Here is a 24047-nt window from a genome sequence, read left to right as displayed (position 1 = left end):
CCTTTCACATATGAATATTATATCCTATGTATCATTTTATAAAAAGAGGAGGCTCACTCGCCTCCTCTTTACATCATCAAATAAAGTATATCTTTATTACCATTCAAGTTCTTCTACATCTTGGCGACCACGACCTGTAAGTGCATCCATCATCATGCGTTGCTCAATTTGAGCCACCATCTTCTTAGTATTCTTAACCGCATCTGGGTTAACAGAGATGGAATCGATACCACTCTTAACTAAGAATTCACAAAGTTCAGGGTAAACACTTGGTGCTTGGCCACAGATGGATACTGTTTTACCATCTTTATGAGCCACTTCGATAAGATGACGAATAGCTCTACGAACGGCTAAATTACGTTCATCATAAATGTGTTGAACTGTTTCATTATCGCGGTCACAACCTAGAACAAGCATTGTCAAATCGTTAGAACCGATGGAATAACCATCTACGTATTTGTTGAATTGGTCAGCTAAGATAATATTTGCTGGAATTTCAGCCATGAGCCAGATTTTGAAATCTTTACCGCGTACAAGTCCTTCTTGAGCCATCAAGTTAGTTACGAGTTCAGCCTCTTCTACAGTACGGCAGAATGGAATCATAACTTGTAAGTTTTTGAAACCAAATTCATTACGCACCTTTTTGATTGCTTCTAATTCTAATTTGAAAGCAGGTGTATATTTAGGATCATAGTAACGGGAAGCACCACGCCATCCAAGCAATGCACTGGATTCATGTGGTTCATATTTGTCACCACCTTTAAGGTCGCGGTATTCACTGGATTTAAAATCGCTTAAACGAACTACTACTTGGCGAGGCGCTAATGCTTGACATACCTTACGCATACCTTCTGCCAATGTGTTGACGGCTACATCACTGCGACCTGTTTCGATAAGGTGCAATGGATGTTCATGGATGAATGTAGTCCAAATGAACTCTTCACGCATTAAACCGATACCATCACAAGGCAATACACCGTATTTTTCAGCCAAATCTGGATCGCCTAAGTTCATGTAAATCTTAGTACCAGTTACAGGGATGTATTCACTTGCTACCACAGCTTGTTCTTGTGGTGCAGCTGGTTTAACAACATCTTCTAATACGCCATCATAAACAATACCATTAGTTGCATCAACAGTAATCATTTGGCCTTCTCTAATAGAAGTTGTAGCTTCATGGCTACGGCTCTTAGTACCAACGATACAAGGAATACCAAGTTCACGGCTAACGATGGACGCATGGCAAGTCATACCGCCAGCATCTGTAACGATAGCTTTGGCTTTTTTCATAGCTGGAACCCAGTCAGGTGCTGTCATAGCTGTAACAAGGATTTCGCCTTCTTTAAACTCATCAATATCTTCAGGATTAATGATAACATGTGCCTTACCAGCAGCTTTACCTGGGGATGCTGGTAAACCTTTAACTACGATTTCACGATCTGTTGTAGTTGCTACGCTTGTATCTGCAATTTTTTCAGATTTATCTTTTCTGGACCATACTGTTTCTGGACGAGCTTGAAGAATCCAGATTTTACCATTTCTTTCATCTACGCCCCATTCCATATCCATGTAGCAGCCATAATGTTTTTCAATAGCTTTAGCGTATTCAGCTAATTCCAATACTTGTTCATCGGAAATAACTTGTTTATTAGCTTCATCAGCAGGTACGATTTCTTCTATGCAATCGCCATCAGCTTTACGTACAAGGCGAATATTTTTATCATTAATCATACGATCAGTGATAACCATTTTTTGTTTATCTACACGGAAGTTATCTGGTGTAACTGTACCTTGTACTACATATTCACCAAGGCCCCAAGAACCTTCGATTAAGATATTATTGTCATTGCCTGTTACAAGGTCAACCGTAAACATAACGCCAGCAGCTTTGGAGAATACCATCATTTGAACAGCTGCACTTAACGCTACTGTCATATGGTCAAAGCCTTGTTTTACACGGTAATATGTTGCACGATCTGTAAATGTAGATGCATAACATTCTTTTACTTTTTCAATGATTGTATCTGCACCACGAACATTTAAATATGTATCTTGTTGACCAGCAAAGCTAGCATCTGGTAAATCTTCTGCAGTTGCACTAGAACGAACAGCTACGAACGGATCTTTTTCGCCTACCTTTTCACCTAATTCTTCATACGATTTGCGAATAGCTTCAGCCAATGCAGCAGGCATTTCTTCTTGACAAATCATACGGCGAATTTTTGTACAAACTTCGCGAAGTAATGCAGAGTTTTCTACATCATCTAAATCATCTAACTCTTGACGAATACGATCTTCAAGGCCAGTTTCTTTCATAAATTCACGATACCCATATGCAGTTGTTGCAAAACCATAAGGTACAGGTACATTTGTAGAGGAAGTTAATTCACCTAAGGATGAGGATTTACCACCTACTAAATTTACATCTTCACGTTTTAATTCATCAAACCATAATACATAAGCTGTTTCGCGATTCATGTGAGAACCTCCTGTTTGTAATTAGTGCAACACATTAAACCTTTTATATATAAATAGTATACCTTAATCGAAATTATGTCAATTTTTATAGGCATTAATATGCAAAATAAATTGAGAAAAACCAAAAAAGATGATTGCCTTATAGTAAACAACCATCTTTTCAATACATAGGTATTATTTAATTATTGTTTCTTCCAGGCTCTAATAAGAAAATATACATGCCTAGAAGCAGAAATTGGAAGATATCTTCATCAACAAGCCTACTTAAACTAGTAACAACAATAAATAGAGGATAGATCCAAAACGGCAATCCTATATCATAGGATCGTCTCATACCGGTCATAAAAAAGAAAGTAAAACCATATATACAAAAGGAATACCCGAGAATGATATACATAATACCCTCGGTAATGGTTTTAGAGTCCATTGCTGCTGGTCCATATTTTACTGAAAAAAATCCAATACCGAGTGCAAATGTATTCCCCACAAGGAACAATAAACGTCCTAATGGAACCTCAGGATCTAAATATTTAATATGTTTTATCTTCCCATAAATTAATAGAAATATAGATATAATAATACCTATAGGAATTGTATTAAACCCAAACCATTTTATTATTTCCATTTATTATACCCCAAATACCATTTTCATAATTATAATACACGCTAGAAAAAATATATCTATTATAAATTGTATATCTTTGCTAAAGTCAAAATATATCATAAAAAAGTGACCACCACAAATAATAATTGAACTTACAATCGCTAATATGATTTCATATTTGTTTAAATGCTTATTTTCTTTATAACGTTTGTATAGTACATAATTAACATAGATAATCCAGAAATAAGGAAAAAATTCAGGTTTCATATATTTACTCCGATGCTTTTAAATAATACTCTCTATCTTTTTCTCTATCATCCTCAGTCTTTATATCTATAGTTTTTATAGGCTCAACCATATAGTTATAAATATTTGTTGTTGCTATATCTGTATTTGAGCCTAATTCAGCATTTACCTGACTAGGTAATCTACAGCCATTTTCTTGGACAGATATAATTAAGCTACTTTTTGGGACTGAGTTCGGTATTCTACCGGACTTATTCCTTTTAATTTGAGCTTAATGCGTTTTGTATTGTAATAATCAATATAATCCTTTAATTTACTAATGAAATCTTCATAGGAATCAAACTTTTCTAAATATAACAACTCTGACTTCAACAAACCAAAAAAGTTTTCCATCACGCTATTATCCAAACAGCTTCCTTTACGAGACATACTTTGGATGATAGCGTGATTTTTTAATGTTTCTTGATAAGTACTATGCTGGTACTGCCAGCCTTAATCTGAATATAAGATGCAGCCTTTGCTATTTGGTCTATTCTTAAAGGCTTTACTTTTTCTTTAACTTCTTTTGAGTATTTTGACATAAAAAAACTGCACCTCCAAAAATTGTGTCCAATTTTTGGGGTGCAGTTCAAACCTCATCACAGTTTTATATTAGTTAAATTTAATTTTGATAAATTTACGCTTACCTACTTGAACAATCATACCGTCTTCAAGAACTAGATTTTCTTCGCCATATTTTTCACCGTTGACTTTGAATGCACCAGCTTTAATGGATCGGCGTGCTTCACCATTAGAAGCAGTCAAACCAGCATCTGTACAGAATTGTGGTACGAAAATAGCTTCGCTAGGTTTATCAATAGCATATTCAGGAATATCGGTTGGCAATGCATGTTGTTGGAATACGCGTTTAAATTCATCTTCCGCTTCTTGCGCTGCTTGTTCACCATGATATAAACGAACGATAGTTTTTGCCAATTGCATTTTTGCATCACGTGGGTGCAATGTGCCATTTTCTAAGCGTTCTTCCATGTCGTCTTGATCTTCGATAGACATATCCGTAACGAGCATGAAGTAACGCATCATCAATTCATCAGGAATAGACATGGCTTTACCATACATATCTTTAGGGGCTTCATCGATACCGATGTAGTTCCCCAAGGATTTACTCATCTTTTGAACGCCATCAAGACCTTCAAGCAATGGCATAGTAATAACTACTTGAGGTTCTTGTCCTGCCAACTCTTGCAAGTGACGACCCATAAGTAGGTTGAAAGTTTGATCTGTACCACCAAATTCAACGTCCGCATGCAATGCTACAGAGTCTTGACCTTGCATCAATGGGTACATGAATTCATGGACGCCAATAGGACGACCTTCTTTGTAGCGTTTATCAAAGTCATCGCGCTCCATCATACGTGCTACTGTATAAGAACTTGCTAAGCGAAGTACATCAGCAAAGTTCATGGATTCAAGCCATTCACTATTATCGCGTACAATTGTTTTTTCAGGGTCTAATACCTTGAAGATTTGTGTCTTATAAGTTTCCGCATTTTTTAATACTTCTTCCTTAGTAAGTGGTGGGCGTGTTACGCTTTTACCAGTAGGGTCACCGATACGTGCTGTGAAACCACCGATTACAATAACCACTTGATGGCCAAATTCTTGGAACAAGCGAAGCTTACGAAGTGGTACGGTATGACCTAAATGAATGTCAGGAGCCGTAGGATCGAGGCCCAATTTTACGATCAATGGTTTATTCTCTTTAATAGATCGTTCTATTTTTTTGACTAAGTCTTCTTCATTAATTATTCCAGATACGCCATGTGTAATTTGGCGCACTTGTTCTTGTGCTGTAATCATGGAAATCCTCCTACATAAAATCTGTTCTTTATAGTATACCATTATAAATAGGCTTTCACAATTATATATAGTGTTTGTTTTATGTCTTTTATGGTATACTATTTATAACTGCGTAATATATTTTACGTTATATTTACTTTAAAAAAGAGGTGACTCTATGGGTAATAACTCAAATATAAGAGCTCGTCGTAAGCCAGCTCCTAACCCGAGCAATCCAAAGGCATCAACTAAAAAGACGATTTGGATGATTGTATTATTACTTGTTCTTATTGTAGCCGGTGGCGGTTGTGGATTTATAAGTGCTACCATGTCTAACCTTCCAGATGTATCGAATGTACGACCATCTGCATCGTCTCAGATCTATGACGTACATGGCAATTTAATTACTACGGTTCATTCCACAGAGAATCGATTGCCAGTTCCAATTAACGAAGTACCAAAAGAATTACAAGATGCTTTTGTAGCTACTGAAGACTCTCGTTTTTATAGCCATCATGGTATCGACCCTATCGGTATTTTACGTGCTATCTGGGTTAATATTGTACATAGTGGTGTAGCTGAAGGTGGTTCCACAATCACACAACAATTGGCTCGTAATGCATTTCTTTCCCAAGATAGAACACTCAAACGTAAGATTTCCGAAGCTTTATTAGCACTTAAAATTGAACAGCACTATACCAAACAAGAAATTCTAGAAATGTATATGAACCAAATTTATTTTGGTCAAGGTGCGTATGGTGTTCAATCAGCAGCCCATGTTTACTTTGGTAAAGATGTACGCGATTTAACATTAGCTCAATGTGCTATGCTTGCTGGGTTACCTCAAAGTCCTAACTACTACTCCCCATTCAACAACTTAGAGGCCGGTAAAAAACGCCAGGCTGTTGTATTGGGCCAAATGGTTAAGTATGGTTACCTCACACAAGATAAAGCCGATGCAGCTCGCGAAGCAGATTTAGGTTTAGTTGCTAAGCAAGAGCAAACTCACGAAAACAACAATGCATCTTATTTTATCAATTACGTAATTGCTCAAATTTCTGAAAAATATGGTGATGATGCAATCTATAAAGATGGTCTAAAAATTTATACCACTCTCGATATGGATGCTCAAAATGCTGCAGTTGCAGCAATGCAAAATCTACCAACTATGTATACTGACCAAAATGGTCTACACCAACCACAAGGTGCTATCGTAGCAATGAATCCACATAATGGTTATATCGTTGCCATGGTCGGTGGTCGTGGAGATGATGCCTTTAACCGTGCATCACAAGCGGAACGTCAACCAGGCTCTGCTATGAAACCATTCGTTTATTTAGCTGCTATTCAATCTGGTAAAACTCCAGGTTCCATCGTTGATGATAGTCCTGTTGATTTTAATGGCTGGCGTCCTCAAAACTATGAACGAAACTATGAAGGCAATATTACTTACCGTTATGCATTACAACATTCTCGTAACGTACCAGCTGTAAAAATAGCTGATGAAGTAGGCATGTCTAAGATTATCGACTTAGCTAAAAAAATGGGTATCACCACATTAACCGATGAAGATAATAACTTATCAACCGCTCTCGGTGGTTTAACGCATGGTGTTTCACCATTAGAAATGGCAGAAGCCTACGGTGTACTTGCTAATGGTGGCGTTAAGGTTCAACCTACAGCCATCATAAAAATCGTGGATCGCAACGGACAAGTGGTGGAAGAAAATTCCATCCAAGAAAAGCGCGTCGTTGAAGAAAAAGATGCTGCTATCATCACTGATATGTTAGAATCTGTTATCACTGGTGGTACTGGTGGCAATGCTGCTATCGGTAGACCTGCAGCTGGTAAAACAGGTACAACAGATGATGAAAAAGATGCTTGGTTCGTTGGATATACGCCTGACTTAGTTGCTGCTGTTTGGATTGGCGATGACTACGGATCTGAAACATTAGGTATTACCGGTGGTTCAACGCCGGCAGTAATGTGGAGACAATTTATGTCGGCTGCATTAGCTAATACCCCTGCTTCCGACTTTAATGTACCAGCTAGCGCTCAAGCAGCTGTTAGTGAAGGACATTATAATCCGGTGAAAGAGGCTCCGAAAAAGGACGATAAAGACAAAAAAGATGACAAAGATAAAAAGGATGATAAGGATAAAAACGATGCAATCTCAAAAGATGATGACTCATCATCCAAGGTAGAATCTTCAGATTCCAAACCAAGTCAATCGAAGTCTAAAAAAGATAAGAAGAAAGATCGCTAACTTATAGCTGATCGACATGCTAAGAGGCAAAACCACATGGTTTTGCCTCTTTTCTATTACAAAAAAGAAGCAGACTCATGTGAGTCTGCTTCTTTTATTTCACTATCTTAAAAATAGTATGTTATTTTAACACTACATTTGTAGCACCTGCACCACCTTCATCATAGCCAGCAGTTTCAAAATGTGCTACTTGTGGCAAGGTTCGTAAATACTGATGCACGCCTTCGCGCAATGCACCAGTTCCTTTACCATGAATGATACGAACTTGGTTGATGCCGCCTAATAGGGCTTGATCAATAAATCGTCCTACGGAGACTACTGCTTCATCTACGGTTTGACCGAGAATATTAATCTCTGTACGTACCTCTTTTTGACGTTGCACGGCAGAGCCCCCTGCTCTCTTACGTGTTTTAGGTTGCGCCTTAAGACTATCGCGTTGAATCTTATTGGACTCTTCTCTCGTAGTAGATTGTAATTCACTTACTTTCACAGTAGCAGATAAACCATTGATATCTACTGTCACGCGATTACCTTTAATGGATAAAACCGTACCAAGTGAACGCAATGACGTAACATATACAACTTGACCAATAGCAACGGCATCTATAGTCAACTCTTTACGATTATCATCTATAGGGGCATCTGGTACGTGGACATTGGATATACCTTTACGGGCTGCATTGATGGCGGATTGACGCTTATCCTTATTCGTTTCAGAGAATTGAGCTTTTAATTGTTTAATGATAGCTTCCCCTTCTACGCGGAGACTGCGTTTCATCGATTCCGCATCGGCCTGTGCCTTCGCTAACATCTGTTTGCGCTTTTCATTAAACTGTTTCTTTTCTCTTTCCAATTGACCGCGCATACGACGTGTTTCATCTAATTCTTTTTTGAGCGCCCGTTCGCGTTCCGATGATTTACGTAATTGTTCGTTCAAATCAGATAAAACATTTTCCATTTCACTACTACCAAACTTGGATTTGTAATCACGAGCGCGATTGACGATGTCCTTTGGTAACCCCAAACGCGCCGCAATGCTCAATGCATGACTACTACCAGCTACGCCAATATGTAATCGATAGGTTGGCTTTAAGGTACGCTCATCAAATTCAACGTGACCATTCTCGATACCTGCCGTATGGTACGCGTAGTTCTTTAACTCATTATAGTGAGTACTGACCATCATGAGCGTTCCTTTTTGACGGAAGGATTCAAGTATAGATACAGCTAAGGCGCTACCTTCTTCTGGATCCGTACCGGAGCCGAGTTCATCGAGTAATACAAGATCATTGGGACCACAATATTTAATAATAGAAATCACTTGTGTCATATGTGCAGAGAATGTACTCAAGCTGGCTTCAATGCTTTGTTCATCCCCAATATCTGCAAAAATGTTGTAAAAAATCGGCAATATAGAGCCGTGGTCAGCAGGGATAAATAAACCACTTTGGTTCATAAGGGATAATAAACCAAGTGTTTTTAAGGACACCGTTTTACCACCCGTATTGGAGCCCGTAATCAATAGAATCCGATAATCCGTCCCCAAGCGAATATCCGTTGGCACCACCGTATTAGCAGGAATCAACGGATGGCGAGCACGCATTAAATTGACGTCACGCCCTTCGCTCAATGTAGCTTGCACTGCCTTTTGAGCCATACCAAGTTTTGCTTTACCATAGACAAATTCAATATGGGATACCTTTTCACAAGCATCCATCAAAACGTTACTATGTTGTTTGATAAGGCCTGAAAGTTCCTTATAAATGCGTAGAACCTCTTGTTCCTCGCCTATCAAAGCTTCTTGCAAATCATTGTTTAGTTCTACAAGTCGCATTGGTTCAATATATAATGTTTGACCTGTTGCAGAACGATCGTGAATCAAACCATCAAAATATTGGCGATACTCTTGCTTAACAGGAATTACATACCGATTGTTACGTTGCGTAATAATCGTTTCTTGGAAATATTTCTGATTATCCTTGTCATGCAATATAGCTTGAATATCGTGTTTAATACGGTCACGAGTCTTACTAATCGTATTCCGCAAGCTCGCTAATTTAGGAGATGCTGTATCGAGCAATTCCCCTTTTTCATCAAATACGCGTTTTAATCGTTGTTCTACACGATCCATGTTCGGCATGTCTTGCATCCATAAGGACAACAATGGATATTCCATATATTTCGCTCTAAAGAACTTCACCATACGCTTATAGGCGCCTATGGTTATATAGACATCCCATATGGCTTCTCGTGAAAGTACAAAATCCTTGCGACTCTTTTTACAAGCTTCGCGTATATCCCGCGTGCCGCCTAACGGTTGCTCAATTTCTGTTTGCCAAGAGCGCAGCGCTTCTGCTGTTTCATCTAAAGCCTCTTGAATCTTTTCTCGATTCGTCATGGGTTCCAATGCTAAAGCCATTTCTTTAGCAATAATAGAGCTACAATGACTAGCCAACTCTTCTTTAATTTTTATAAAATCTAATACATCTTCATTAAACAATGTACTACCTCGTTCTATAAAATACCTCTAAAATAATGTCCCCGCGTAATAGATTCGCCTTGAGAATCTATTTTCTTAGGTGGGGCCTCCATCGTACCCTTTGCTATACCGACATATTGGGATACTATGGCTTTTACATAACTTGGCTCCATATGACGACCATCTACGCGCAATATGGAAATTCCTTTTTGTAATAACATAGGTACATAAGCACGCATATCCATTTCATGACTATTCATGATGTGCATACGACAGTATGGATCCGTACGAATTGGGAATATTTCACCTTTTCTATCCTTTAACGAATACGATTCCTTAACACATGGCATCGGACAATTTACTTTACTACCTGTGCCAACAAAACTTGCAATAGCACAATATTCGGAAATCATCATTTCCGTATAGCCATGTATCATCGTCTCAATAGGAACGTGACTATGTTTAGCTAGTTCCGTAATTTGTTTTAAGGTCAACTCTTGCGATGGATTTACACAACTTATATGTAACTGTTCCCAGAAATGCAATGTAGGTGTATTGAAAATATTAAGACCTGTATCAGCCTCAATGGCACCTGTATATCCTAATTCACGGAGCCATAATAATGCTTGTGGCACGTGAATAGAAATACTATCTGGATGAGCCTGTACGATTGCCTCTAATGTATGTTTATATGCTTCTACTTCATCATCTTTCACAACTCGCGGTGTAGCAAAGGTGCAAATCACATCAGATTGAGCACATAAACGGGCCACCTCATCATATATAGATAACGCATATGGTGTACGACTCAGTCTATCACCACCAAAAACGATTTTCTGTGCTCCACCAGAAATTGCTGCTTTCACACCTTCTATTTCATCGACACGAGCTGAAATCATAGGACAAGTATCATAGGATAACTCGTGTTGCGCCTTGAAATCATAATCTACATCGCCTGTTACTTGCAATGCTTGCCATGATTCTACATGATGTGTAATTAACGCTGTTTCTAATGCAGTTACGGCATCACGACGTAGTGCATTAAGAACGCTAGCAGGCCACATATAAGGGCCATCAGGAATATCTACATAAGAAAGCCTAAATAACGTATTACCCAATCGACCTAACTGTTCTGTTACCTTCTCTAACGATGTGGGCACTTTATTAGCAATCGCTGGCACATACTCATTTGTAACAGTCACACTAAGACCAGAGTCTAGGATGGCAGTTAATTCAGTATCATTTGTTTCACCATTAGAACCAACACTGAGATATACAGACATATCATATTTACGGGTAAACTCTTGTAAGCCTCGTGACTTTGTATTCTTTGGTGTAGATGCTAAATATAATTGACCTACTACTAAGCCCTCTGCGGGTCGCCCTTTATACAGCATATCGGATACACATGTCCATTCATCATCTACCGTATAATAGGTAACACTGCCATTAGATTGTAATATTTTAACTAATGAACCTTGTTCAATAGGTTCTGTTAAGGATAAGTAAACTTCCCCTTTTTTCGTATACGATTCGCCGATTGGCTTACCCTGGTGATTTGGCGCCACTACGGTCATCATTTGTCGACCTACCGTATCTTCTAAATAGGCTGTGGAAAATCCACGATTAAATCCAGAGGCTAGTGCTTTACGTTGATTTTCGTGAATTGATGCCTCATCCAATATCTCTCTATAAGTACCTATCACTTGACGAACATAGGATACCTTTTTCATACGACCTTCTACCTTAAAAGATGTAACACCAGCCGCTACGAGTTCATTCATATGCTCACTATAATTGAGATCCTTTGGACTTAGCAAATAGGCTTCATATTTAGGTAATACACTTTCACCCTTAGAATCCAATAATTCATAAGGCAAGCGACAAGGTTGTGCACAAGCACCTCGGTTGCCACTGCGTCCACCGATGAAAGAACTCATCAAACACTGACCGGAGTAGCATACACATAATGCACCATGTACAAATACTTCAATTTCTGCCTTACAATGTTTGCATATATGTTGAATTTCCTTAAGACTTAATTCACGAGCCAAAACAACGCGTGTAAATCCTAGACTTTCATAAAAACGAACCGCATCGAGTGTAGCAGCCGTCATTTGTGTACTCCCATGAAGATGTATATTGGGTGCAACACGTTTCGCGATTTCTGCAACAGCTAAGTCCTGTACGATGATGGCATCTACACCAATGGAATCTAAATCCTTAATATACTGTTCAAGGTCCTTCAGTTCCGTATCACCAATCAAAATATTAACGGTTACATATATAGACACATCTAAAATATGTGCTAACCGTACAGCTTCGCGTAATTCATCGATACCAAAATTGGCTGCATGAGCCCGTGCGTTAAAGACCTTGCCCCCTAAATATATAGCATCTGCCCCCGATTCTAAGGCAGCCATAAAATTTTCCATCGTACCCGCTGGTGCTAATAATTCCATAATAAATCCTTTCTGACTCATTACCTATACCTTCTATTATACAACAGGGGATAGATAGACATAAAAGGGTTTACCATAAGGTAAACCCTTTTACGATGATTTATCGTAATTTACAATTTTTAGTTGCTAATGCATCAATAATCGCTTGAATTGCACCATCGATGTCTTCATCATTTAATGTGCCTTCCATGGATCTAAATTGCAAGTTATAAGCTAAGCTACGATAGCCTGCTTCAATATGTTCCCCTTCGTAAACGTCGAAGATAGATACGGATTCTAAGTATTCTCCGCCATGTTCCTTAATAAGTGCTACAATTTCACCACTTGTAACAGATACTGGTGCTACAATAGCCAAGTCACGACTTGTACCTGGGAATTTACTGAATGATTGATATCTAAATGGCGGTACTGTAATGGATAAAATAGCTTCCAAATCGATTTCAAACATATACACTTTACCAGACAAATCGAAGTTTTTAACCACTTGTGGATGTAATTCACCATAGTTAGCAATCGTTACACCATTGACTGTGTAATGTGCACTTACGCCTGGATGGTAATAGCTTTCACTAGATGGTTGAATATCATATTGAGTCAATCCTAATTTAGCTAGTAAGCCGTCAACTACGCCTTTTACATCATAGAAATCAGTGTCCCGTTGCGCTTGATTCCATGCAGCCTCTGTAACCTTGCCCATCATGATACCACATGCCATAGGGCGTTCATGCGGTACTTCTGTTAATGGCAATGCCTTTGGTTCATACACATTAGCCGTTTCAAACAACCACAAATCCTTGTTTTGTTGTGCAATATTGCGTTTAGCTGCTTCAATAACAGCTGGTACCAACGTAGTTCTCATATATGGGAACTCTTCGGAAATAGGGTTTAAGATTGGAATTGCCGTATAACGACTGTCACCTTCTGGTAACATCATATTCGTAAGACCATCTTTGTGCATGAAGCTAAATGTAATGATTTGGCTTAAACCTGCATGTGCTAAGTAATGCGTTACTTCTTTCGTTAATGCTTTCTTAGGTGTCATACCGCCAGAAGATAATACAGCCACAGGAATTGTTGGTTCAATATTATCATAGCTTACGATGCGCGCCACTTCTTCAGCAATATCAGGCATAACAGTGACATCATCGCGCCATGTTGGAACGAGTGCTTCGATGGTATCACCAGATTCAGTAATGCCAAATTCAAGCTTCGTTAAAATATCAATCATTCTATCTTTTTCAATAGAAGTGCCAAGATAGTCATTGATTTGTTCTGCTGTGAAAGTTACAGTGCGTTGTTCTACTGGTTCTGGATATACATCAATAACGCCAACACTTACCTTACAGGAAGGACAAATTTGTTGTAACAATTGTGCAGCACGGTCGATAGCATATGCTGTATATTTATGGTTTACACCGCGTTCAAAACGACCGGATGCTTCAGAGCGCATACCTAATGCTTTAGATGTACGACGAATAGATGGTCCATTAAATACAGCAGCTTCGAACAAGACGTTCGTAGTCTTATCTGTTACTTCACTAGTAAGACCGCCCATAACGCCAGCTACGCCAATTGGGCCTTTTGTATCTGCAATGATAAGCATGGACTCATTGAGTTCACGTTCATTACCGTCTAATGTAGTAAGTGTTTCACCGGCTTTTGCACGACGTGCAATAAGGGTATGGTCAGCTACGCAATCATAATCATAGGCATGCATTGGTTGACCTAATTCGAGCATAACGTAATTTGTTACGTCTACTACGTTATTGATAGGGCGAATGCCGCTGTTACGCAAACGATTTTGCATCCACAATGGAGACGGTTCAATGGTAACATTCGTAACAAGACGGGATGTAAATCGCGTACAAAGATCATGTGCTTCGATAGCTACAGATGCTTTACCTTCGATGGACTCACCATTTTCATTCACCATGATAACTGGGAATAAAGCCTTTTGATTTGTCATGATGCCGAATTCACGGGACAAACCTACCATAGAGAAGCAGTCTGCACGATTAGCTGTCAATTCAAATTCATATACAATATCGTTAAGCATGAGTGCTTCTTTAATATCTAAACCGATTGGTGTTCCTTCAGGGAAAATATAAATGCCTTGTGCTTCTTCCGGTCTTACCAAGTCACTGGAAATACCGAATTCAGCAACAGAGCAGAACATACCTTCTGATACAACACCACGTAATTTACCTTTTTTGATTTCTGTACCATCTGCTAAACGAGATTTATGATACGCAACTGGTACGATTTGACCTACAGCTACATTCGTAGCAGCGGTAACGATTTGCTTAGTAGTTTCTTCCCCATCTTCAGATAAGCATTGTACTTGGCATACTTGTAATTTATCTGCATCTGGGTGTTTTGTAATTTCTACGATTTTACCAGTATAGATTTTTTTCAAACCTGGATCCATAGAAAGTACTTCTTCTACAGGAATACCTGCTTGTGTTAATTCATCCGCTAATTCTTGGGCAGGACGATTTAGATCAAGAGGTACATATTCATTCATCCATTGTAAGCTTGCTTTCATTTCTACCTCCTAAAATTGTTCCAAGAAACGGATATCATCTTCAAAGAATAGACGTAAATCGCCAATACCATATAACAACATAGCAATACGTTCTACGCCCATACCAAAGGCAAAACCTTTCACCTTATTAGGATCATAGCCATTAAGTTCAAGTACACGAGGATGTACCATACCGCAGCCAAGGATTTCAAGCCAGCCTGTATGAGAACATACACGACAGCCTTCACCACCGCACATTACACAGGAAATATCTACCTCTGCAGATGGTTCTGTAAATGGGAAGAAGCTTGTACGGAAACGTACCTTTGTGTCATCGCCAAACATATGACGTAGAAATGTTTCGATAGTTCCTTTCAAATCAGCGAATGTAATATGTTCATCAATAATCAAGCCTTCTACTTGATGGAATACTGGGGAATGCGTAGCATCATAATCCCAGCGATATACCTTACCAGGCGCAATCATGCGAATCGGACTGTTCGGCTCATGACGTTGCATGGTACGTGCTTGTACAGGAGATGTATGAGTTCTAAGCAAGAAATTTTCTGTAATATAGAAAGAGTCTTGCATATCGCGTGCTGGATGATCTTTTGGTAAATTAAGACACTCAAAGTTAAAGTGGTCTTGTTCAATTTCAGGACCTTCTTCAACGGTATAGCCCATTTTCATGAAGAAGTCTTCAATCATTTCATTTACTGTTGTCAACGGATGAATATGACCAGCTTTTGGCGCTCTACCAGGTAGAGTAATATCAATTTTTTCTTCTTCCAATCGAGCGTTCATTGCCGCAACTTCCATAGACGTTTTCAATGTATCGATTTCTGCTTCTAATGCTTGACGAACTGCATTGACAAGAGCACCCATCTTAGGGCGTTCCTCTGGGGAAAGTTTACCTAACCCTTTTAGCAATGCCGTTACTTCACCTTTTTTACCTAAATATTTTACGCGTACGTCTTGCAACGCTTGTTCATCAGAAGCGCTTTTAATAGCAGATAACGCTTCTTCTTTAATGCGTTGTAATTCTTGTTCCATACAACCGTCCTCCTAAATTACAAAGTTCAAATTTCATTATATCAAATTTGGGTCATCTTCTTCAACGAATCTCCAAGGTAAATCCGGTAAAGGACGCTCTTCTACCACAAAAAACGTGCCTCTTGCTATATGTACCACTTCACCTAACTCATTATAAATACGCGCAGTGGCTACCATCGTAGTTTTACCACTGTGCTCTACATTCGCTACACCACGCAATACTGTGCCGCCTTTGACGGCTTTCAAATAATTACCATTAATATCAATGGTACTCACCGATTTCCCTAGTGTAAAGCATGCCGTTCCCATCAAGCTATCTGCAAAACCAATACAAACAGCACCATGCAAGTGTCCTCTAAAATTGCAGTACTCTGTTTCATTTGTTTGCAATGTCATTTCTGCATGCCCCGGTTCTACAGTTGTCACCTCAGAATCTTTTACCCAGGAAAAAGGATTCTGTGTACGTAATTCATTAAAATATTCCAATAATGTTGTTGCCATAATTTCCTCACTAAATTAAAAATAGTGCGTTACATCATACTTAATTGTATCATGCAACGCACTATATGCGAATACGTCTATTACATTATGGAAATGTGATATCTCCAAAATATCCGCATCTATAAATACTATTCATAATGTAGTGCATCAATCGGATTCAATTTAGCCGCTTTTCGAGCTGGATAGATACCGAATACCAAACCGATAGCCATGGAGAATGCAAAGGATAACACGATAGTCGGAACCGAAATTACCGTACTCATACCAGATGCCAAGCCTATCAGCTTTGATGCGCCTATACCAAGAGCAATGCCTATGAGCCCACCCATGAGACTGATTACGACAGCTTCGATTAAGAATTGTGTAACAATGACAAAATATGTAGCACCTAAAGCCTTACGAATACCAATTTCACGAGTCCGTTCGGTAACGGAAACGAGCATGATATTCATAATCCCAATACCGCCTACAACAAGAGAAATAGCTGCCACAGCACCTAAGAACAAGGTCAAGGTTCCTGTCGTTTGCTCCATTGTTTCCATAATTGATTTCATATTTTGAATATTGAAATCATCGAGATTTGTATCCTTAATGCTATGACGAACACGCAACAGATTTTCTATATCCGATTGCAAACGATCAATACCGTTATCATCACTAGCAACAACGTAGACCATGCGCAGGTAATCAACACCTTCTACCCGCTCCATAGCAGTAGTATAAGGGATAAAGATAGCATCATCTTGGTCATTCCCCATAGTACCATTCCCTTTACTGTTAAGAACGCCAATAACGCGGAACGGAATGTTTTTAACACGAATTTCCTTACCCACTGGGTCCTCACCAGCAAATAAGTTCTTAACTACAGTTTGTCCCACAACAGCTACACGCTCACGATTTTCTACATTTTTACTAGATATAAATCGACCTTCAGCCATGGTCCAATTATTTACATCTTGAAAGTTACTACTTACGCCACTAACAGTAGTAGTCCAGTTCTTACTTTGGTATATAGTTACATAAGAATTGGCTGTATATGGACTTGCTGCCTTGACGCCATCTAATTTGCTAATAGCTTGATAATCAGAGACCTTCAAAGATTTCATAGATCCCTGTGATGGACGCACACCCGGTGTGCGTGGAGCACCAGGCATAACCATCAATAGATTAGAACCTAAACTAGAAATGGAATTCTGAATATCTTGTTTAACACCATTACCGATTGACACAAGGGCAATAACAGCAGCTACACCAATAATAATACCTAGCATCGTTAAAATAGATCTCATTTTATTGGCAATCAACGATGCCCAGGCCATTAAGAAACTTTCTTTATACATGTGTCACCTCCTGAACAGGAGTCATATTTAAGTTTTTCTTATCCTCCACAATTAATCCATCACGCAATACAACGTTTCGACTTGCATAGGTTGCAATTTCAGGTTCATGAGTAACAAGAATTATGGTACGGCCTTCGTCATAGAGGCCTCTAAAGATATTCATAACATCTATAGTCGATTTCGAATCCAAATTCCCTGTCGGTTCATCGGCCATGATGATAGCAGGGTCATTGGCCAATGCACGAGCAATCGCCACACGTTGACGTTGACCACCGGATAATTCTGCCGGTAAGTGATCCATACGATCACCCAAGCCTACAGAAGTAAGCAAAGCCTCTGCACGAGCAGTACGTGTTTTTTTATCGATGCCTGCATACACCATGGGCAACGCCACATTTTCAATAGCCGTTAGTTTCGTTAATAAATTAAAGCTTTGAAACACAAAGCCGATTTCTTTATTACGTACATATGCTAACTCATCATCACTGAGATTAGCAACTTCATTTCCATTCAAGCAATAGGATCCAGATGTAGGTCTATCTAAGCAACCTAAAATGTTCATAAAGGTAGACTTACCAGAACCAGAAGGGCCCATGATAGACACGAAATCGCCTTTTTGTACCTGTAAATCTATGCCATGTAGAACGGGAACTGTTAATTTACCATTTACATAGGTCTTTGTAATACCTTGAATATCAATAACTGACTGATTCATAGTTCACCTACGCTTAAAATGGTCCACGAGAGTTATTCTTAGGGCTCGTTACATCACCACTAACAATAATTTCATCACCTTCGGAAACACCGCTTAAGATTTGAACATTTGTATCACCAGTTACACCTGTAGATACAGCAGTTCTAACAGGTTGACCATTTTTGATGACATATACATATTCACCTTGTTTATCAGTACGTACCGCTGTTAATGGTACAACAAGGGTATTCTTAATATCATCGCCAAAGATTGTGGCACGTGCGGTCATAGATGGCAAGAAATTCGTGGAAATATCAGCTGGAATTGATACTTTCACAGTATAGTACACTACGCTATTACTTGTAACACCCATATTTCCTTTAGTACCCTTTGCAATTTCAGAAACATAGCCTGTGAAAGTTTGACCTGGTTTAGAGTCAACAGTAAATTCTACCTTAGATCCATTTTTTACATTACCAATATCAGTTTCATCAACTGTCAAATAAATTTCTAAATCAGATAAATCTGCAATGGTCGCAATAATCATTTGTGTAGAAATACCTGTACTAATCGTTTGGCCTGCCTTAAGAGGTGTCCCTACTACGGTACCGGACATAGGAGCAGTAATAGTAGCATCACTTAAATCAGCAGATACTCTATCATAGTTTGACTGAGCTTGTTCATATGCGGTCACAGCATCATCATAAGTTTGCGCTGCTACAGCATTTTGGTCGATTAGCGCTTTATAGCGATTCATATCTAAACGCGCTTTATCCAAAGCAGCCTTTGCATTATCGACCTGTGCTTGCAATTGTCGTGTATCAATATAGGCAATCACTTGACCTTGCGTAACATGATCATTTTCTTTGACCAATACTTTTTCAAGTTTACCAGCCACGTTTGTAGACACATCGACATAATTAACAGGATTAATGGTACCTGTAGCACTAATACTAGTTTTTACATCGCCCTTTTCAACCCTTCCAGTTGTATATTTTTGTTGAGTTTGTGCACTATCATTTGTATGAACATAATAATAGCCACCACCACCTAATAAACAGATGGCAATAATACCACCGATAATACGTTTACGGTGCTTCTGAAATAATTCTTTCATATATACTCCTTAATAAATGAGTCATTCCATTTTCATGCATTACATTGTACTAAAAAATTATCGTTTATACAATATAATTTTACAATCACATATTAATGACTCAATATAGAGATTAATTCATACTGACTTTTATCAATGCCAAACTTCATTGTTTTAGCCATTTCATAGGATATAGACCGAATATGTCCATCAATATATGCAGTGATACAATTGTGTTCACCACGTAACAAACAATCCACTGCCAATTCACTCATACGCGCTGCTAAAATAGCATCTAATGCGGATGGTGCACCGCCGCGTTGTAAATATCCAAGAACTGTTAAACTTGGATCAAAGTATGTATGTTGTTTAATATACTCTTTAACCTCACTACTAGAGTAGGCCCCTTCAGCAACGAGTATAATACTATATTCTTTACCTAACTGATGCGTCTTATTAATATGTTCACATACCTCATCTAATGGCATTGGGTATTCAGGTATTAATACAAGCTCTGCACCACTCGCCAACCCAGCTTGTAATGCAATGTGTCCTGCATGACGCCCCATGACTTCGATTATAGCCACTCGTTCATGAGAGTTCGATGTATCTCGAATACGCCCTACCGCATCAACTACAGTGTTAAGAGCAGTATCAAAACCAATCGTATATTGAGTACCATTCATATCGTTATCTATAGTACAAGGAATGGTTATCGTAGATTGACCTAGCCGCATCAAAGCCTCTGCGCCAGCTTGTGAGCCATCGCCACCAATAACGATTAAATGGTCTATACTAAAGTCTTGTAGTATTTGATAAGCCCGTTGTTGTACATCTAAATTCTTAAACTCTGGATAGCGTGCAGTTCTAAGAATGGTACCACCAGTGGTAATGATTCCCCCTACATTACGAGCATGCAAAGGGTTTATCTCATTATTAATAATACCTTCAAAACCACGTTCTATACCATACACGCTAAACCCTTCATGAATTGCCTTTCTTGTGATGGCCCGAATGGCTGCGTTCATCCCTGGTGCGTCTCCACCGCTTGTTAGTAATGCTATTTTTTTCATGTCTACGTTCCTTCTGCTGCTTTGTCTCAGCTTGTATGTTTTTAGACACTATTTCAGTTTGTCTGGGTTGTCTTCGCGCCTTAAATTGAATACCTAATGTATCAAGTTGGCGCTCAATTGCTTTCATAAAATCATAGGTACGTCCATTTGTCGTATCCAATACATAATCACACTGTCTATACACAGGTTTCCATGCTTGAATCATAGTATGGACAAAGGCTGAAACATTTGAATAGTCCATTGTTGGTCGTTTGCCTACACGACGATTAACACGACTAACAATACGATATTGCGCTGCCCGTATACCTATGATAAAAGAAAATTTCTTAAGCGATCTAAGTGTTCTATGTTCTATAGGAAAATTTCCTCCCACACTAATAACGGCTTCATGATACAATGAAACCTTTTTAAGAACCTCTTGTTCAGCACGTCGAAATGCTTTCTCGCCTATTTTTTTATAAATTTCTGCAATGGGCAACCCATAACGACCTTCTAACACTCGATCGGTATCCACAAATTGCCATCCCTTTAAATCTGCTAGATTACGGCCAAAATGGCTTTTCCCACTTCCCATGGACCCAATGAGAATAATATTTCGTTTTACTATCATGTTACAATTGCCCCTTATTCTTACGTTAAAATTTATTTTACTATAAAATTGACATAAAAACAAAAATGAACATACAATATTGAGAATTATTACCCAATATTGTATGTTCATTATTTTAAGTCGTTAAAGGTGTAACCTTGCACCTAAAGGATATACTATTTCCCTTCGTTTCCACAGATATAATATGTACATCACAATATGATAGGTGCTGTTGCACTGTATTATACCAAGATAGAAAGGACTGACTTGTCCCTACTACTGTCATATCTATACCATCATCGCTTCGAGAGCTGCTCACTATAACGAGTGGTTCTCTATTGATACTTTGATACATATCATCTTCCCAATATTCATGAATTAGTAATGATGATATTAACTCATATGTAGGGGATGATAAAAATTGCTGTTGTACGATTGTCTCCATCTGATAGTATTCAATTTTATTCCGTAATACTTCACATTGTTCTGTATAGTATTCATATATCCAGAATGAAGATAACCCAATGATTATACTTATACTACAAGACAGGATTACCTTCTTTAGATTTGGAGGCATGCTGTTTTGTATGTCCGTCCAAATGGAATGAACAAGTTCCTGACTCTTTTTCCACTTGTTGTTTGCCATCACATGTTACCTCTCTCATATGAGATTGAATATATTGAATATATGAATGATATACATCTTCATTGGTAGCATTACCATCAATAGTAAAACTTCCATCAGAAAATTCTATATGTCGTAATAAGATATTTCCTTGTGACGCCATCGCACCATCTAACAATATAACTAGCGTTGATTGCTCATTAAATTCTTTATGTTGTTGCAATAGTTGCGATATTTTTTCTTGAACATCGTCATACTGTTGATGTATAGCTACTGATTTTTCATCTGCATGTACTTGTTCATACGTTATTACTTGTTCACCATAGGCTTTATAGGAATAAACAGCTAAACCAAGACAGAAAGCACTGAGTAAGGCAATCATACCAGCACCGATATATATGTATAACTTATAGTTGCATAGTAAAATATACCACCGTAACGAACGAGGCATAAAATTTAGTAATCTATCATTACCATCCTTGTCCAATCCACTGTAACCCCCGCGCAGCCATACCTATCGCCATATCCCAATCTAATTCCCCTAATTTACATCGTGTGCGACCACGTCCAAGAAACATCATCGGTATATACTCGGTATTTCCGTATACTTCCTGCAATGCACTAATATCGATACGCTGTTCTTCGTTTAATCCTTCAATATTATAGAAATGAATACCTCGTATTTCTTCTACACCGAATCGTTGCAACACCTCTTCTAAATCAATTAAGGCAGAGCTGATATCGGCTCCATTTACCTTTACGACACATTCCTTAACACATGTATCTTTCCACCAAGCCCATAAATGCATACCAGTTGGCTCTACAATGCCCGTAATAGTTCCTGTCCTATGCATCAATCCATAAGTGACAGGAAGTGGCCAGCAATCGATAGTATGTACAGGTGCACACGTATCTCGTATTCCTTGCCGAAGCAATTCAAGTTCATGTCGATCTACGGCAGCTAAAAATAAATAATACGTATGACGAGGGTATTCTCTTCGGCATGCATCCAACTCAAATTCGTGTTCTCCAAAATTAAACGTATCTTCTATATTCCACTTTATGAATTCCTTCACATCAAAATCATGAGGATCAAAGCTAGCCATCGTCATTTCTGTAGGAATACAGGCAACGATACTATAAGCCCCTTCTTCTAAATCATAGGTATTGATAAACTCTGCTATATCTTCATCAATTGTACTAGAGCGTTTCATCTCCATTGCATCGGTAATAATCATCGTCTTGTTTTCAATGTGTGCCGTAGTACCAACGATTCTATCCTCAGTAATGCATAAACCTGTATGTATCTGCTTTTTTTCTTTCATAATACCCTTCTCCTTAATGCGGTTTTATACTCACAATTTCTAATGTATGATCTTCTTTTTCCCTTATGTATATGTGCACACGACTTGAGACACCATTCAAGTCAGCACAACTCATTACATGTTTTGGATTGGTGTTCTTTGGATCTGCTTTAATATATATATGAACATTGTCATATGTTTCTACATCAATATCGTCTGTATAATCCCAATGATTTCCTCCATTGCAATAGGTATAAAACCATCGAGCACCACGTTCTGCCGCATAATGAGCTTCCATAAGTTTCATTTCATCCTTTGTATTGCTTAGCGAAAACGTAGCCAGCCGGTTAATTCCTAATATAAGTACTAATAAAATACACATAATATATATGGTGACATACGTAACCATACCAGAGGAATACTTAGAGACTCTTCGGTTTTTTATACCACTCAGAATATGTTGATACCGCTGTAGACACCTCATAATTTGCAATTCCTCCATATCCTTTTGCATATGCTGTAGTCGCATTAAAGCGATTATTCACAGACCAACTAAGGCTAAGTAACTTATTAGCATCCATAGAAAATGGTGTAATCGCATCTAGCCTACGCTTATCCTCGGTACCAATAATACGGCTTCCACTCAATGGTTGTAAGCTACCATCACTTAATTTTCTATACAAAGCCCTTCTAGTAGCTACAAAAGCTGTACGACTCGTATCATTAATAGATAACAAATGACCTTCATCACCAACGGATACTTTTGAGGTATTCCAGATTATATGAGCTACAATAGCTCGCCTTGTATAACGACCATCCTCTTGCATTGCTATGCTATCGTCGATTCTTTCAGTCCATATACAACAAGTCATAC

Annotated in this window: 19 protein-coding genes and 1 pseudogene; 1 reads left to right on the top strand and 19 read right to left on the bottom strand. The window is 38.5% G+C overall.

Annotated elements, in window-relative coordinates; translation table 11 throughout:
• Positions 1–96: 96 nt before the first annotated feature.
• The 5 genes and pseudogenes from ppsA to tyrS all read right to left on the bottom strand — a co-directional run bounded on the left by ppsA (position 97) and on the right by tyrS (position 5188).
• Positions 97–2478: a phosphoenolpyruvate synthase gene (gene ppsA / locus O3617_RS00490; RefSeq protein WP_371448012.1), complete on the bottom strand. Its 2382-nt coding sequence runs from the start codon at positions 2476–2478 to the stop codon at positions 97–99.
• Between the two features lie 178 nt (positions 2479–2656).
• Entirely contained in the window at positions 2657–3103 is a 447-nt protein-coding gene (locus tag O3617_RS00485) for a hypothetical protein (protein WP_371448011.1), read from the bottom strand.
• 3 nt (positions 3104–3106) lie between these two features.
• Complete coding sequence (locus O3617_RS00480) at positions 3107–3349, bottom strand: Zn-dependent protease with chaperone function (protein ID WP_371448009.1); 243 nt, start codon at positions 3347–3349, stop codon at positions 3107–3109.
• 189 nt (positions 3350–3538) lie between these two features.
• A pseudogene (locus tag O3617_RS00475) lies at positions 3539–3820 on the bottom strand (transposase); the annotation flags it as partial.
• A gap of 159 nt (positions 3821–3979) precedes the next feature.
• On the bottom strand, positions 3980–5188 hold the full coding sequence (tyrS, locus tag O3617_RS00470) for a tyrosine--tRNA ligase (RefSeq protein WP_118353966.1): 1209 nt from the start codon (positions 5186–5188) through the stop codon (positions 3980–3982).
• 157 nt (positions 5189–5345) lie between these two features.
• Here tyrS and O3617_RS00465 point away from each other — a divergent pair, with 157 nt between their 5' ends.
• On the top strand, positions 5346–7433 hold the full coding sequence (locus O3617_RS00465; RefSeq protein WP_371448007.1) for a transglycosylase domain-containing protein: 2088 nt from the start codon (positions 5346–5348) through the stop codon (positions 7431–7433).
• Positions 7434–7554: 121 nt separating this feature from the next.
• Here O3617_RS00465 and O3617_RS00460 read toward each other — a convergent pair whose 3' ends face one another.
• From O3617_RS00460 to O3617_RS00395, 14 genes are all read right to left on the bottom strand, one after another.
• Positions 7555–9933 (bottom strand): endonuclease MutS2, encoded by a 2379-nt coding sequence (locus O3617_RS00460; protein ID WP_371448006.1) that lies wholly within the window; start codon positions 9931–9933, stop codon positions 7555–7557.
• A 14-nt stretch (positions 9934–9947) separates the two neighbouring features.
• Positions 9948–12395, bottom strand: coding sequence for a DUF3656 domain-containing protein (locus O3617_RS00455; protein ID WP_371448004.1), 2448 nt, complete (start codon positions 12393–12395; stop codon positions 9948–9950).
• Positions 12396–12474: 79 nt separating this feature from the next.
• Positions 12475–14919 (bottom strand): phenylalanine--tRNA ligase subunit beta, encoded by a 2445-nt coding sequence (pheT, locus tag O3617_RS00450; RefSeq protein WP_371448002.1) that lies wholly within the window; start codon positions 14917–14919, stop codon positions 12475–12477.
• A gap of 9 nt (positions 14920–14928) precedes the next feature.
• Complete coding sequence (pheS, locus tag O3617_RS00445; protein ID WP_371448000.1) at positions 14929–15951, bottom strand: phenylalanine--tRNA ligase subunit alpha; 1023 nt, start codon at positions 15949–15951, stop codon at positions 14929–14931.
• Positions 15952–15987: 36 nt separating this feature from the next.
• Positions 15988–16452, bottom strand: coding sequence for a PaaI family thioesterase (locus O3617_RS00440; RefSeq protein ID WP_371447998.1), 465 nt, complete (start codon positions 16450–16452; stop codon positions 15988–15990).
• A 128-nt stretch (positions 16453–16580) separates the two neighbouring features.
• Positions 16581–17792 (bottom strand): ABC transporter permease, encoded by a 1212-nt coding sequence (locus O3617_RS00435; protein ID WP_371447997.1) that lies wholly within the window; start codon positions 17790–17792, stop codon positions 16581–16583.
• Positions 17785–18507 carry an ABC transporter ATP-binding protein gene (locus O3617_RS00430; RefSeq protein ID WP_371447995.1) on the bottom strand — a complete coding sequence of 241 codons (723 nt, stop codon included), beginning with the start codon at positions 18505–18507 and terminating at the stop codon, positions 17785–17787. The genes O3617_RS00435 and O3617_RS00430 overlap by 8 nt, the downstream gene beginning before the upstream one ends.
• 13 nt (positions 18508–18520) lie before the next feature.
• Positions 18521–19603: an efflux RND transporter periplasmic adaptor subunit gene (locus O3617_RS00425; RefSeq protein WP_371447993.1), complete on the bottom strand. Its 1083-nt coding sequence runs from the start codon at positions 19601–19603 to the stop codon at positions 18521–18523.
• 92 nt (positions 19604–19695) lie between these two features.
• Positions 19696–20610: an ATP-dependent 6-phosphofructokinase gene (locus O3617_RS00420; protein ID WP_371448283.1), complete on the bottom strand. Its 915-nt coding sequence runs from the start codon at positions 20608–20610 to the stop codon at positions 19696–19698.
• The gene (locus O3617_RS00415) at positions 20567–21265 is read right to left on the bottom strand and encodes a shikimate kinase (RefSeq protein ID WP_371447992.1); all 699 of its coding nucleotides are present in this window, start codon (positions 21263–21265) and stop codon (positions 20567–20569) included. The genes O3617_RS00420 and O3617_RS00415 overlap by 44 nt, the downstream gene beginning before the upstream one ends.
• 518 nt (positions 21266–21783) lie before the next feature.
• Positions 21784–22356, bottom strand: a complete 573-nt coding sequence (locus O3617_RS00410) for a hypothetical protein (protein WP_371447990.1) — start codon at positions 22354–22356, stop codon at positions 21784–21786.
• Positions 22340–23194 (bottom strand): hypothetical protein, encoded by an 855-nt coding sequence (locus O3617_RS00405; RefSeq protein ID WP_371447989.1) that lies wholly within the window; start codon positions 23192–23194, stop codon positions 22340–22342. Before O3617_RS00405 ends, O3617_RS00410 begins: the two co-directional genes overlap by 17 nt.
• Positions 23195–23207: 13 nt before the next feature.
• Positions 23208–23555 (bottom strand): hypothetical protein, encoded by a 348-nt coding sequence (locus tag O3617_RS00400; RefSeq protein WP_371447987.1) that lies wholly within the window; start codon positions 23553–23555, stop codon positions 23208–23210.
• Between the two features lie 40 nt (positions 23556–23595).
• The gene (locus O3617_RS00395; protein WP_371447986.1) at positions 23596–24045 is read right to left on the bottom strand and encodes a hypothetical protein; all 450 of its coding nucleotides are present in this window, start codon (positions 24043–24045) and stop codon (positions 23596–23598) included.
• Positions 24046–24047: the final 2 nt, after the last annotated feature.

The sequence above is a fragment of the Veillonella sp. 27098_8_77 genome, assembly GCF_041431535.1.
In the GTDB taxonomy this organism is placed as follows: Bacteria; Bacillota; Negativicutes; order Veillonellales; family Veillonellaceae; genus Veillonella.
This window is presented reverse-complemented; position numbering and strand designations above follow the sequence as displayed.